The sequence below is a fragment of the Streptomyces sp. NPDC001604 genome (genome assembly GCF_042893475.1).
Classification (GTDB): Bacteria; Actinomycetota; Actinomycetes; order Streptomycetales; family Streptomycetaceae; genus Streptomyces.
In genome coordinates, this window is record NZ_JBIAUY010000005.1 from 254,470 (window position 1) to 267,323 (window position 12,854).

Below are 12,854 nucleotides of genomic sequence, written 5' to 3' on the forward strand. Positions count from 1 at the left end.
GCGACAACACGTCACATCTGTCGCGGAACTGTGTAGACATTAAGGGTGGTCTGTGAAGTCCGCAGGCCGTTTCAATGAAGAACGCATTTCTTCACAACGGGTCCCGAGAGTGAACAATTGGAACACCGCTTACGTAACTGCCCCTTGCCTGCTGGCATTTCAGCTGGTCAGCGCGGTGCGCAACTGGTCCGGATCGGTGGTCGGAGCATCGCAGGTGAAGTTACGGCAGACGTAAGCCGCAGGTTGACCCTGCTGCAGCGGCCGGTCGGCGAGGAGCGGAAACTCGTCACTCCCCGGAGTCCCCACGGCCACGACCGCGCCCGGGGCGCTGCCCAGAAGCGCCGTGCGGTGCAGGGCCCTTGTGGCGGGATCGTCCAGCGCAGGGCCGACGATCGCGACCTCGCGCGGCCCGTCGAGAAGGGCCTCGGCGACCGCGAGCCCCCAGCCGATGAAGCGCGGCACCCGGGGCCCGAGCGCCTTGACCACGCCCAACGCCCGTTCCGCGGCGGCCCGATGGACGTTGACATTAGCCGCTGCCGCGGCGGGGGCACCGGTGTGGGCGGCGTAGCCCAGCAGGGCGCCCGCGGCGGCGGTCCAGCCGGACGGCGTGGCGTTGTCGGTGGGGTCCTGCGGCCGGCGGATCAGCTGCTCGGCGTCGGCGGCGGTGTCGTAGAGACTGCCGGACTCGGCGTCGACGAAGCGGGCGAGGACATGGTCGAGCAGGAACCCGGCGAACTCGAGCCAGACGCCCTCGCCGGTGACGGACGCGAGCGCGAGGAAGCCCTCGGCGACATCGGCGTAGTCCTCCAGCACCCCGGCGTTGGCGCCGGCCCGGCCGTCCTTGCTGGTACGGGCGAGACGGGCCTGCTCGTCCAGATGCAGCCGGACGAGGAGATCGGCGGCGCCGACCGCGGCCTCGACCAGGTCGGGGCGGTCGAAGTAGGCGCCGGTCTCGGCGAGGGCGGCGATGGCGAGACCGTTCCAGGCGGCGACCACCTTGTCGTCGCGGCCGGGAGCGGGGCGCTCGCTCCGCCTGTCGAGCAGCCGCTCACGGATGGAGGCGATCTTCGCGGCGTCGAACAGGCCGTCCTGCTGCGGGAGTTGGAGAACGGACTGGCCGTGCTCGAAAGTGCCCTCCTCGGTGACGCCGAAGTAGTGGGCGGCGAGCCGGCCGTCCTCCTCACCGAGGACCTCGGTCAGCTGCTGAGGCGTCCACACGTAGTAAGCGCCCTCGACGTGCCGACCCGTCCCGTCGTCGCTGTCGGCGTCGAGGGCGGAGGCGAACCCGCCCTCGGCGGTGCGCAGTTCACGCACCATGAAGTCGGCGGTCTCCAGCGCGACCCGGCGGGCGAGCTCCGAGCCGGTGGACCGCCACAGGTGCGCATACACACGGCACAGCAGGGCGTTGTCGTAGAGCATCTTCTCGAAGTGCGGGACGACCCACTCACGGTCCACGGAGTAGCGGGCGAAGCCGCCGCCGAGCTGGTCGTAGATGCCGCCGCGGGCCATGCGCTCACAGGTGTCCGCGGCCATCTGCAGCGCGCCCTCGGCGCCGGTGCGGGCATGGTGGCGCAGCAGGAACTCGATCACCATGGACGGCGGGAACTTCGGTGCGCCCCCGAAACCGCCGCGCTGCGGGTCGTACTCACGGGTCAGCCCGAGCAGCGCCTGCGCAAGCTCCTCCTCGCCCGGGACCTGTGCGTCGCCGTAGGAGATCTCCCGTCCGGCGAGGTCCCGCACGATCTTCCCGGCGACCTCGGAGACCTCGTCCCGCCGCTCCGACCACGCCGAGCGGACGCCCTCCAGGACCTGCCGGAAGGAGGGGCTGCCGTGGCGGGGGGCGGGCGGGAAGTAGGTGCCGAAGTAGAACGGCTCGGCGTCGGGTGTGAGGAACACGGTCATGGGCCAGCCGCCCTGGCCGGTGGCGGCCTGGACGGCCTCCATGTAGACGGCGTCCACGTCCGGGCGTTCCTCGCGGTCGACCTTGACGCTGACGAAGTGCTCGTTGAGGAAGTCGGCGGTGGCCTGGTCCTCGAAGGACTCGTGGGCCATGACATGACACCAGTGGCAGCTGGAGTACCCGACGCTCAGCAGGACCGGTTTGCCGCTCTTGCGCGCCTCCTCGAAGGCCTCGGCCGACCACGGCCACCAGTCGACGGGGTTGTCCGCGTGCTGGAGCAGGTAGGGGGACGTCTCGTGAGCCAGTCGGTTCGGCATGAGGTCCATCCTGCCGCAGTACCCCCGGCGGCACGCGCCAGGCATCTCCCGGACGCCGGTGATCGCCGCCCTCTGTCGCTGACGCCTTCCCCGAAGGACACTCGTACGCAAAGGAGTTGCCGCCGGAGGGGGATGCGACATGCGGGACAGCCATCGGGCGGATGCCGAACGGCTGTTGGCCCGGGCCGTGGAGGAAGAGGTACGGCGTTCGGGCGGGCGCACCGACGGGGCGGTGCTGCTGTCACGGTCGCGCGGCGCGCTGGACGCGATGGCTCAGACGGCCGCCGAGGAGTACGAGGCCTACACACGCGCGCTGGACGAGGCGGAGGGCGACCGGCTCACCTTCGGACAGCGCTACGCGAAGGAGGGCGCCGGGACTCCCCTGCTGGTGGCGGTCGTCGCGGCGGTCGCGGCGGCGGTGGCCGACCTGGCCTTCGGCACGGACACCGGTACGGCGGTGGGGGTGGGCGTGACGGCCGGCGTGGCCGGCGCCGCGGCGACCGTGATCAAGGTGGCCGGTTCCCATCTGCCCGCCGCACACCACCGGGCCGGCGCCGCGAACCAGCCCGGCGGTCCTGAACAGCTGCGGCTGCAGTGGCTGACGGCACTGGAGGTGCGTGGCATCCGGCCGTTCCTCGACCAGCAGCGGGTGCGCGCCGCATCCACCGGCCCGAAGAAGCCGGGACCGCAGCTGCGCGGCACCGACAAGAGCGCGGCGGCCCGTGGGCGGAACGTTCTGGCGCAGTCGTTCGCCCAGATCCCGGAGCCCGCGGGCGCGTTCGCGGGGCGGCGGCAGGAGATGGCGCGGATCCGGCAGTGGGTGCAGGCGTCCCGCGCGAGCACGGACACCCGCCCCACGGTGGTGATCCTGCACGGGGCACCCGGCAGCGGCCGTACGACCCTTGCCATGCGCGCCACGCACGACCTGAAGGACTACTTCCGCGGCGCCTGCGTGGTCGACCTGCGCGGCGGCAGCCCGGAGGAGGCGCCGCTGTCCACCCGGGACGCCCTGCTGCACCTGCTGAACCGGCTCGGCGCGCCCCGCGAACAGCTGCTGTTCCGTGAGCGCTCCTCCCCGGACCAGCAGGTCAAGCGGCTGAGCGAGCTGTACCACCAGCATCTGACGGGCTTGCCGGTCACGGTCGTCCTGGACGACGCCTCGGACCCCGAGCAGATCCGTACGCTCGTGCCCGAGCGCTCCGACAGCCTGGTCCTGGTCACCGCCCGCGAGCCCCTGGAACTCCCCGCCGACCTGCAGGCCCATGTCCATGAGCTGCCGGTCGAGCCGCTGGACGCGGCAGGCGCGGAGGAGCTGCTGGACGCGGCGGCACAGGACAGCTCGGGGCCGTACGACGCCGATGCGGCGGACCGGATCCGCGAGCTGTGCGGCGGGCTGCCACTGGCGCTGAGCATCGCCGGATCGTCGCTGGGCCCGCGCTCGCCGCGGCAGCTGGCCACGGATCTGGCGGCGTACGGACCCGTGGAGCCGATCGAGCGCGTGCTGTGGCTGCGCTACACCGACCAGTCGGAGGCGGCCCGCCGGCTGCTGCGCCGGCTGGCGCTGGCCGGGCGGGCCTCCCTCGGTGCCGCCGCGGCCGCCTCGCTGCTCGCGACGGACGAGACGGAGGCGACCCGCCATCTGGTGGCGCTCTCCCGGGCGGGCCTGATCGACCATGTGCGCGGCAGCCGCTACCGCCTCCACGACCTGGTGCGGGCCTTCGCCCAGGCCCGGCTGCTGGACGAGGAGGAGGCGGGCGAGCGCACCGCCGCGCAGGAGCGCCTGATCGTGAACTACGCCGACCTGGCCGACTCGGTGCTGCGGCTGGTCGACGGCAACATGTCGACCCGCTCGGACCGCTTCAGCCCGCACGGCTTCACCTCCCTGGACGAGGCGCTGCGCTGGCTGGACGACGAGTCGAGCTTCATCACCTCCACGCTGCGGCACGCGGAGGGCGTGAACCAGGCGGCGGTGCTGAACCTGCTGGGCGCGCTGTGCGACTACTGCCTGCTGCGCGGCGACCTCTACCGCCTGGGCGAGATCAGCGAGCTGGCGCAGGCCGTCGACCAGGGTCTGCTGGTCCGCTCGGTGCAGTGGCGCACGGGCATCGCGGCCCGTCAGCTGGGTGAGCTGGACAAGGCGCGGACGACCCTGACCTCGGTGGTCGACCTGTACATGGAGGCCCACCACGACGCGGGCGCGGCCCGCGCCCTGTGCTCCCTCGGCATCACCCTGCACCACCAGGGCAATCTCACGGAGGCGGCGGCGAAGCTCCGCGAGGCGCTGGAGCTGCAGGCGGCCCCCGAACTGGCGACGGACCGCGGCTGGACGATGCACGCCCTGGCCGCGGTGGAACGGGACCGCGGCCATGTCCAGGAGGCCCTGCGCCTGCTCGCCGAGTCCCTGGTCCTGCACCGGGCCGGCGAGTCCGTGCACGGCGAGGCCTGGGCCCACTTCCAGCTCGGCCAGCTGTCCCTGCGCATGGGTGACGTCCCGCGCGCCGAGTCCGAGCTGAACGCGGCCCTCGACCGCTACGGCCGCACCCGCGACGCCCGCGGCGAGGCCTGGGCGCTCACCCAGCTGGCCCGCGCCCGCCTGGTCGCCGGCGACCCGTCCCAGGCGGTGGACGGCCTGCGGCAGGCGGCGGCCCGGCACCGGGACAACGAGGACGCCCGCGGCGAGGCCTGGACGGTCTACTACCTGGGCCAGGCCCTGGAGGAGACCGGCGACCTCGACCAAGCGGTCCGTGAACTGGAACGCTCCCGCACGATGTTCTCCCGCATACGCGACGTCTACGGCCTGGCCTGCGCCCGCCACCACTCGGCGAGAGTCACCCGCGACCAGCGCGCCGCCCAGACGGGCTCACTCAGGAACTCCGGTTTCGCCCGCCAGCTCCTGGTCGACGCCCGGGCCGACTTCCAGCGCATCGGCGTCGCCCACGGCGAGGCATGGACCTGCCTGGAACTCGCGGTCGTGGACGCGGGAAATGCCCGCAACCAGCAGGCACTGGCGCTGTGCGACGACGCGGTGGACCTGTTCACCTCGTACGGCGACCAGCGCGGCGCGGACTGGGCGCGCTTCCTGCGCTGCACGCTGCTCCCCTACGCGGCTCCCGGCGGCGTGGAGATCGGCACGGCGGTCGCCCAGGAGGAACTGGCCCAGCTCTCCCGCACCGGCCATCCCCTGCGGGACCGGAAGCTGGACGACTACGTGGAGGCGTATCAGCTGCTGCTGGAGCGGGGCGTGAACCTGGAGGAGGGCTGGCAGGCCTGGCGGCTCGGGATGGTGCCGAGCCGGCATGCGCGGGAGGTGATGGGGGTGGCGGTACCGGCCAGTCACTGACCGCCGGCCACCCCCGCTCCCACTGCGTCAGCTCCGGCGCGCCTCGGAGTCGGCCGGGGACTCCGCGGACCCGGCGTCCGCGTCGGCCGGCTCCTTGAACTTCACCTTGCCCATGTGCCGGTTCATCGACTTCATCAGGGCCCACACCGCCAGGGCCATCGCCGCGAAGACGATGAAGCCGAGGACGCCGGGGGTGACCTTGTTCTCGTCCACCTCCTTGGCGAGGGGGACGAGGTGCGTCATTGCCAGGCTCACGCTTGCGCTCATGTCAGGCATTGTCGCGGACGCCCGCGAAGAGGTCGTCCTCGGGGAGGGAGGTATCGACGAGGGACTTCGCCAGCTCGTACTCCTCCGTCGGCCAGACCTCCTTCTGGATCTCCATCGGGACCTTGAACCAGCCGCCGTCGGGGTCGATCTGCGTGGCGTGGGCGATCAGCGCCTTGTCGCGGATCTCGAAGAACTCGGCGCACGGAATGTGCGTGGTCAGCGTGCGCTCGACGCGCTCGAACTCGCTCCAGCGCTTGAGCCAGTCCCCGTACGGCGACTCCAGGCCGCGGTCCAGCATCGCGTTGTGCAGCGCTTCGGTGCGGGGGCGGTTGAAGCCCTGGTTGTAGTAGAGCTTGAGCGGCTGGTAGATGGGGCCGAACTCGGACTCCGGGTACTTCTCGGTGTCCGCCGCGCCCTCGAACGCCACCATCGAGATCTTGTGGGTCATGATGTGGTCGGGGTGCGGATAGCCGCCGTTCTCGTCATAGGTGGTGATCACCTGGGGACGGAAGGAACGGATCTGCTTCACCAGCTCGCCGGCCGCCTTGTCGACGTCCTCCAGGGCGAAGCAGCCCTCGGGCAGCGGGGGCAGCGGGTCGCCCTCCGGCAGACCGGAGTCGACGAAGCCGAGCCACTCCTGCTTGACGCCGAGGATCTCGCGGGCCTCGTCCATCTCCTTCTTGCGTACCTCGTGGATGTGCTCCTCGATGTACTTGTCGCCCTGCAGCTTGGGATTGAGGATGGAGCCGCGCTCCCCGCCCGTGCAGGTCACGACCAGCACGTCCACCCCCTCGGACACGTACTTCGCCATGGTGGCCGCGCCCTTGCTCGACTCGTCGTCGGGGTGGGCATGCACGGCCATCAGTCGCAGCTGGTCAGTCAAGACTCAATCCTCGGTAAGTCGGCGCCCGGTGTGAACCGGCGCGATCGGCGGCTTCTATAGTGACCGAATCCGGGGGAGAAAAATTCCGTGGTCCGGTTTCGGAGAGGACGATCATGAGTACGGCGAGCACGCGGCTGCCCGAGGGTCGCTACGGCCGCTCCTCGGACGAGCGCGCCGACCGCAAGCTCAAGATCGCCGGGGCTGTGCTCGGGGCCTTCCTGCTGGCGCTGATCGGCTACTTCGCCTACCACTACGTCGCCCAGAACAAGATCAGCGCCGAGGTGATCACCTTCGATGCGCAGAAGGACTCGGTGAAGGTGCACCTGGAGGTCCGCAAGGACGCCGACGCCTCCGGCTACTGCACCATCCGCTCCCAGTCGAAGGACGGGACGGAGGTGGGCCGGGCCGACTTCCGCTTCGGCGGGCACGCCACCCGCATCGACCGGGTCGTCACGCTGCGTACGACCTCCGAGGGCACCACGGCGGAACTGCTCGGCTGCCACGCCGACTGACCTCAGCCGGAAATACACAAGCCGTGACCTGCATTGATGCAATTCTGATGGCTTATGTCCTCCCCCTTCAGCCGCTGAATTGTTAGGCTCGTGGTTTCGCCCATCCGTGAAGGACCATTCTTCTGGGTAGGGCGATGCTTTGTATTCCCAGTACCTACGAGGAGCACCTGTGACCCAGACCAGCGAGAACGTCACCTGGCTGACCCAGGAGGCGTACAACCAGCTCAAGGCCGAGCTGGAGTACCTGTCTGGTCCTGCGCGCACGGAGATCGCCGCCAAGATCGCGGCCGCGCGCGAGGAGGGCGACCTGCGTGAGAACGGCGGGTACCACGCGGCCAAGGAAGAGCAGGGCAAGCAGGAGCTCCGTGTGCGCCAGCTGACCCAGCTCCTGGAGAACGCCAAGGTCGGCGAGGCCCCGGCCTCGGCGGACGGCGCCGTGGCCCCCGGCATGGTCGTGACGATCGCCTTCGACGGCGACGAGGACGACACGATGACCTTCCTGCTCGCCTCGCGCGAGTACGCGAGCTCGGACATCGAGACGTACTCGCCGCAGTCCCCGCTGGGCTCCGGTGTGATCGGCCACAAGGTCGGCGAGGACGCGGAGTACGAGCTGCCCAACGGCAAGAAGGCCTCGGTGAGGATCCTGAAGGCTGAGCCCTACACCGGCTGATCCGGTCTGCACGTCCTTTGGTGCCCCCGGCGTCCTGGTGACGCCGGGGGCGCCTTCGTTCAGTCGGTCACGCCGTCGCCGAGCGGTACTTCCGCACCGCCAGCGTCCTGAATATGACGATGATCAGGACCGAGTAGATCAACGAGGCCCACACGGGGTGCGCCATGGGCCAGGCGTCCGAGGGCGAGACGCCGGGGTTGCCGAAGAGCTTGCGGCAGGCCTGGACGGTCGCGCTGAACGGGTTCCACTCGGCGATGTGCCGCAGCCACGGCGTCATGCGGCTGGAGTCCACGAACGCGTTCGAGATGAACGTGACGGGGAACAGCCAGATCAGACCGCCGGAGGTGGCCGCCTCGGGCGTGCGCACCGACAGGCCGATGACCGCGCCGATCCAGGTGAACGCGTAGCCGGTCAGGAGCAGCAGGCCGAACGCGCCGAGCACCTCACCCAGGTTGGTGTGGGTACGCCATCCGACCAGCAGGGCGACCATGGCCAGCACGAACAGCGTGAGCGCCGTCTGCACCAGGTCGGCCAGCGTCCGCCCGGTCAGCACCGCGCCGCGTGCCATGGGCAGCGAGCGGAAACGGTCGATGAGCCCCTTGTGCATGTCGTCGGCGATGCCCGCCCCGGCGCCCGCGGTGGCGAAGGTGACCGTCTGGGCGAAGATGCCGGCCATCAGGAACTCGCGGTAGACCTGGGGGTCCGTGGTGCCGCCGATGTTCATGGAGCCGCCGAACACATAGCTGAACAGCACCACGAACATGATCGGCTGGATGAGGCCGAAGATCACCATCTCGGGGATCCGGGACATCCGGATCAGATTGCGTTTGGCAACGACCAGCGAGTCGCGGATCGACTGGCTGACCGGGTTCGCGGGCGGTGCGACCCGCACGGCGTCGGTGACGGCGCTCACTTGGCTGCCTCCTTCTTCTGCTTGCGGTCCTTGGTCTCCGCCGGCGTGCCGGTCTCCTCGTCCTTGACCTCCGCCACGTGTCCCGTCAGGGACAGGAAGACGTCGTCGAGGGTGGGGCGGCGCAGGCCGATGTCGTCTATCTCGATGCCGCGGGTGTCCAGCTCCCGGATGACCTCGGCGAGCAGCTTCGCGCCGCCGGTGACGGGCACCGTGAGCTTGCGGGTGTGCTCCTCGACGGTGAGTTCGCCCTTGCCGAAGCCGGTGAGGATCTCGCCTGCGGTCGACATGTGTTCGCGCTCGTGCACCACGACCTCGACGCGCTCGCCGCCGGTGCGGGCCTTGAGCTGGTCGGAGGTACCGCGGGCGATGACATGGCCGTGGTCGACGACCACGATGTCGTGCGCGAGGTGGTCGGCCTCCTCCAGGTACTGGGTGGTGAGCAGCAGGGTCGTGCCGCCGGAGACGAGTTGTTTGATGACCTCCCACAGCAGCTGGCGGTTGCGGGGGTCGAGGCCGGTCGTCGGCTCGTCCATGAACATCACGGGCGGCGAGACGACCAGGGCCGCCGCGAGGTCGAGTCGGCGGCGCATGCCTCCGGAGTAGGTCTTCGCGGGCCGGTCGGCGGCGTCCGCGAGGTCGAACTGGTCCAGCAGCTCCCCCGCCCTGGCCTTCGCGGCCCTGGCCTTCATCTGGTACAGCTGGCCGACCATCTGCAGGTTCTCGCGGCCGGTCAGATACTCGTCCACCGCGGCGAACTGGCCGGACAGGCCGATGGAGCGCCGCACCTCGTTGGGCTGCTTGAGGACGTCGAGGCCGGCCACGACCGCCCTGCCGCTGTCGGGGCGCAGCAGAGTGGTCAGACAGCGGACCGCGGTCGTCTTGCCCGCGCCGTTCGGCCCGAGCAGGCCCAGCACGGTGCCCTCGGGGACATCGAGGTCGACGCCGTCCAGAGCCCTTACGTCGCCGAAGGTCTTGACCAGGCCTTCGGCATAGATGGCGCCTGGCATATGAGTCTCCACGTCGTCGGGAATTCTTCGGAAAGCCTTGGGTTGCGCACTTGTTCCGCCTGTCGGGTGGCGTGTCAGGCGACTGTCACGGACACACACCATAACGCGATGTATCGCGTCTCTCAACGCATTTACCGGATCGAATGGCGAAGAGCTTCTGACCTGGGGTTTCTGCTGGTCCCCGGTCGCCGGGCGACTCAGTCGATGACCGTGTAGCCCGCCTCGCGCAGCGCCCTGCCGACCTCGGCGCAATGCTCCCGCCCCTTGGTCTCCAGGTGCAGCTCGACCTCCGCCTCCGTGAGCCCGAGCCGTGGGTCGGTCCGTACGTGACTCACATCGAGGACGTTAGCGTCCACCACTGACAACACCCCGAGAAGCGTCGCGAGGGCCCCGGGCCGGTCCGTCAGGCGCAGCCGTACGGCCAGGTAGCGGCCCTGCGCCGCCATGCCGTGGCGCAGGACGCGCTGCATCAGCAGGGGGTCGACGTTCCCGCCGGACAGCACCGCCACCACCGGGCCCTCGAAGGCTCCCGGCTCGCTCAGCAGCGCCGCCACCGGGCTCGCACCGGCCGGTTCGACGACCAGCTTGGCCCGCTCCAGGCACAGCAGCAACGCGGTGGACAGGGCGTCCTCGGAGACCGTGCGGACCTCGTCGACCAGCTCGCGGACGATGTCGAACGGCACGTCGCCGGGCCGCCCGACCTTGATGCCGTCGGCCATGGTCGCCGGGTGTTCGACCGACACCGGGCGCCCGGCCGCGAGCGAGGGCGGGTACGCCGCCGCGCCCTCCGCCTGCACGCCCACGATCCGTACGTCCGGCCGCAGCGCCTTCACCGCGATCGCGATACCGGCCGCCAGTCCTCCGCCGCCGATGCCGACGACGATGGTGCGCACCTCCGGGCACTGCTCGAGGATCTCCAGCCCGACCGTGCCCTGGCCCGCGATGATGTCCGGGTGGTCGAAGGGGTGGATGAACACCGCGCCGGTCTCGGCCGCGTACGCCTGTGCGGCGGCCAGCGTCTCGTCGACCACCTGCCCGTGCAGGCGCACCTCGGCGCCGTACTCGCGGGTGGCGCTGATCTTCGGCAGCGGGGCGCCCTTCGGCATGAACACCGTCGCGCGTACGCCGAGCAGCGAGGACGCCAGTGCGACGCCCTGCGCGTGGTTGCCGGCGCTGGCCGCCACCACCCCGGCGGCCCGCTCCTCGGGCAGCAGCCCGGCGATCCGGACGTAGGCGCCGCGCAGCTTGAACGAACCCGTGCGCTGAAGGTTCTCGCACTTGAAGTGCACCGGCGCGCCCACCAGCTGGGACAGATGCCTGCTGCCCTCCATCGCCGTCACCCGCGCCACGCCCGAGAGCATCTTCTGGGCGCCCCGCACGTCGTCGAGGGTCACGGGCCGAAAGGAGTCAGCCGTGCTGTAGCTCATGACCCAAGCATCGCAGTTCACAGGCGCGCACGGTCGCTGTGACCAACGTCCGAGACTGGTTTGCGCAGCGCCGGTACGGCTTGCCCCCCGGCCGCGTACTCTGTCCCCCATTCCAGACAGCCCCCCTTCATGAAGTGAGCCTCCGGCCATGCCCACAACACCTGAAATGTCGATGGACATGACGACCGTCGGTGACACCGGTCTCCTCGACACGCTGCAGCACGAGGTGGCGGTCTTCGCCCGCCGTGCCGAACAGACCCGGCTCGGCGGCGTCGGGCAGGTGCGCAACTCCATGGACCGCGCCGCATACCTGCTGCTCAACCGGCTCGACAAGGAAGGCCCCATGGGCGTCAAGGCGCTCGCGGCGAGCATGGGCATCGACTCCTCGACGGTCACCCGGCAGGTGGCTCCGCTCGTGGACACCGGGCTCGTCAAGCGCACGTCGCACCCCGAGGACGGCCGCGCGGTGGTGCTCCAGCTGTCCCCGCGCGGCCAGTCACGGCTGGAGGAAGTGCGCTCCTCGAGGCGTCAGTTGATGGCCGAGCTGACACACGACTGGGCGCCGGAGGAGCGTGAGGCGTTCTGCACGCTCCTGACGCGCTTCAACACCGCTCTCTCCTCCCGGATGGCGGCCCAGGGGGTACCGGCGCCGGAGGCGTCGTCGGCCTCGTAGCCGCCCTCGGCACGCGCGCCCGCCCTGTTCGGTACGCGCGCGTGCCGCGCAGCTCTTGACCGAAAGGCCACCCCTGGCCTCAGATGAGACCGGGCCCGCCGTACGCGGTTGTGCACCCCGTGCGCGGCCGGGTCCGTTCGGTCAGGGTCGCGTCAGGGCGGGAGGCGCGGTGCGACAGCGGCAGGTGTTCCAAGGTGCCCGCCGGGCCCGTGAGTTCGAGGCGTTCGTCGCGGGCGCGGCAGGGCGGCTGCTGCATGCCGCCACGCTGCTCACGGCGGAGGCCCCCGACGACAACCCGCGCGCGCGGCGCCTGCTGACACTGGCCCTCGCGCACACGTACGCGTGCTGGGACCGGCTGCGCGGGGAGGACCCGTACGACCACGCCCGCCAGTACCTGGCGAGCCGCTTCGCGCGCGGTGCCTGGCACCAGTACGGCGGTTTCGGGCGGGGTCGCCCGCATCCGGGCAGTCCGCTGGCCCTGCTGGCACCGCAGGAGCGTCTGATCCTGGTCCTCAGGCTGTACGAAGGGGTCGGCGAGGAGCAGACGGCGGCGCTGCTCGGCCTGCCGACGGAACGCGTCCGCGCGATCTGCGACCGGGCCACGGCGACGCTGCTGCATCCGCCGCGCAGCCCGGCACCGGCGGTCGGCGGGGCGAAGGTGGCGCCGTCATGAGGCGCGCCGGCGGAGGGTGCGCATGAACCGGGCCGAGCGCGAGGCCGCCGCACGGCGGATCATGGAGCAGGTGCCGCCGCCGGTGCCGCCGGACCTGTACGCGGAGGTCGTGCGGCGCGGTGCCCGCAGCCTGCGCCGCAGGACGCTCGCGCGCCGCCTGACATGGCTGCTGCTGTGCGCCGCGAGCGTGGCGTTCCTCGTGTGGGCCATGATGGCCCGCCCGTGGGTGGAGCCGCCCTCTCAAACGACTCCCCCGTACACGGGCTGGTGAG

At 70.8% G+C, this 12,854-nt stretch carries 12 protein-coding genes; 6 read left to right on the forward strand and 6 right to left on the reverse strand.

Features of this window, described 5'->3' with window-relative positions; genetic code table 11:
* Nucleotides 1-159: 159 nt before the first annotated feature.
* Nucleotides 160-2,217 (reverse strand): thioredoxin domain-containing protein, encoded by a 2,058-nt coding sequence (locus tag ACFY1E_RS17100; protein WP_389076465.1) that lies wholly within the window; start codon nucleotides 2,215-2,217, stop codon nucleotides 160-162.
* A 139-nt stretch (nucleotides 2,218-2,356) separates the two neighbouring features.
* Here ACFY1E_RS17100 and ACFY1E_RS17105 point away from each other — a divergent pair, with 139 nt between their 5' ends.
* Nucleotides 2,357-5,557 carry a tetratricopeptide repeat protein gene (locus ACFY1E_RS17105; protein ID WP_389076467.1) on the forward strand — a complete coding sequence of 1,067 codons (3,201 nt, stop codon included), beginning with the start codon at nucleotides 2,357-2,359 and terminating at the stop codon, nucleotides 5,555-5,557.
* Between the two features lie 27 nt (nucleotides 5,558-5,584).
* Here ACFY1E_RS17105 and ACFY1E_RS17110 read toward each other — a convergent pair whose 3' ends face one another.
* Nucleotides 5,585-5,833: a hypothetical protein gene (locus ACFY1E_RS17110; RefSeq protein ID WP_389076469.1), complete on the reverse strand. Its 249-nt coding sequence runs from the start codon at nucleotides 5,831-5,833 to the stop codon at nucleotides 5,585-5,587.
* Nucleotides 5,826-6,707 carry a mycothiol conjugate amidase Mca gene (gene mca / locus ACFY1E_RS17115; RefSeq protein ID WP_389076471.1) on the reverse strand — a complete coding sequence of 294 codons (882 nt, stop codon included), beginning with the start codon at nucleotides 6,705-6,707 and terminating at the stop codon, nucleotides 5,826-5,828. The genes ACFY1E_RS17110 and mca overlap by 8 nt, the downstream gene beginning before the upstream one ends.
* Nucleotides 6,708-6,820: 113 nt before the next feature.
* Here mca and ACFY1E_RS17120 point away from each other — a divergent pair, with 113 nt between their 5' ends.
* The gene (locus tag ACFY1E_RS17120; protein WP_389076472.1) at nucleotides 6,821-7,219 is read left to right on the forward strand and encodes a DUF4307 domain-containing protein; all 399 of its coding nucleotides are present in this window, start codon (nucleotides 6,821-6,823) and stop codon (nucleotides 7,217-7,219) included.
* A gap of 169 nt (nucleotides 7,220-7,388) precedes the next feature.
* Nucleotides 7,389-7,889 carry a transcription elongation factor GreA gene (gene greA, locus ACFY1E_RS17125; protein WP_351462248.1) on the forward strand — a complete coding sequence of 167 codons (501 nt, stop codon included), beginning with the start codon at nucleotides 7,389-7,391 and terminating at the stop codon, nucleotides 7,887-7,889.
* Between the two features lie 67 nt (nucleotides 7,890-7,956).
* Here the strand turns inward: greA and ACFY1E_RS17130 are convergent, their stop codons facing one another.
* The 3 genes from ACFY1E_RS17130 to ilvA form a co-directional block, all read right to left on the reverse strand.
* A complete protein-coding gene (locus ACFY1E_RS17130) occupies nucleotides 7,957-8,802 on the reverse strand; it encodes an ABC transporter permease (RefSeq protein ID WP_389076474.1) in 846 nt (281 codons plus the stop codon).
* Entirely contained in the window at nucleotides 8,799-9,809 is a 1,011-nt protein-coding gene (locus tag ACFY1E_RS17135) for an ATP-binding cassette domain-containing protein (protein ID WP_389076476.1), read from the reverse strand. Before ACFY1E_RS17135 ends, ACFY1E_RS17130 begins: the two co-directional genes overlap by 4 nt.
* Before the next feature lie 197 nt (nucleotides 9,810-10,006).
* The gene (gene ilvA, locus ACFY1E_RS17140; RefSeq protein ID WP_389076477.1) at nucleotides 10,007-11,236 is read right to left on the reverse strand and encodes a threonine ammonia-lyase; all 1,230 of its coding nucleotides are present in this window, start codon (nucleotides 11,234-11,236) and stop codon (nucleotides 10,007-10,009) included.
* Between the two features lie 166 nt (nucleotides 11,237-11,402).
* Between ilvA and ACFY1E_RS17145 the strand changes: the two genes are divergently transcribed.
* From ACFY1E_RS17145 to ACFY1E_RS17155, 3 genes are all read left to right on the forward strand, one after another.
* On the forward strand, nucleotides 11,403-11,909 hold the full coding sequence (locus ACFY1E_RS17145) for a MarR family winged helix-turn-helix transcriptional regulator (protein WP_389076952.1): 507 nt from the start codon (nucleotides 11,403-11,405) through the stop codon (nucleotides 11,907-11,909).
* A gap of 169 nt (nucleotides 11,910-12,078) precedes the next feature.
* Complete coding sequence (locus tag ACFY1E_RS17150) at nucleotides 12,079-12,582, forward strand: sigma factor-like helix-turn-helix DNA-binding protein (RefSeq protein ID WP_389076479.1); 504 nt, start codon at nucleotides 12,079-12,081, stop codon at nucleotides 12,580-12,582.
* A 22-nt stretch (nucleotides 12,583-12,604) separates the two neighbouring features.
* A complete protein-coding gene (locus tag ACFY1E_RS17155; RefSeq protein ID WP_389076481.1) occupies nucleotides 12,605-12,853 on the forward strand; it encodes a hypothetical protein in 249 nt (82 codons plus the stop codon).
* The last annotated feature ends 1 nt before the right edge of the window (nucleotide 12,854 follow it).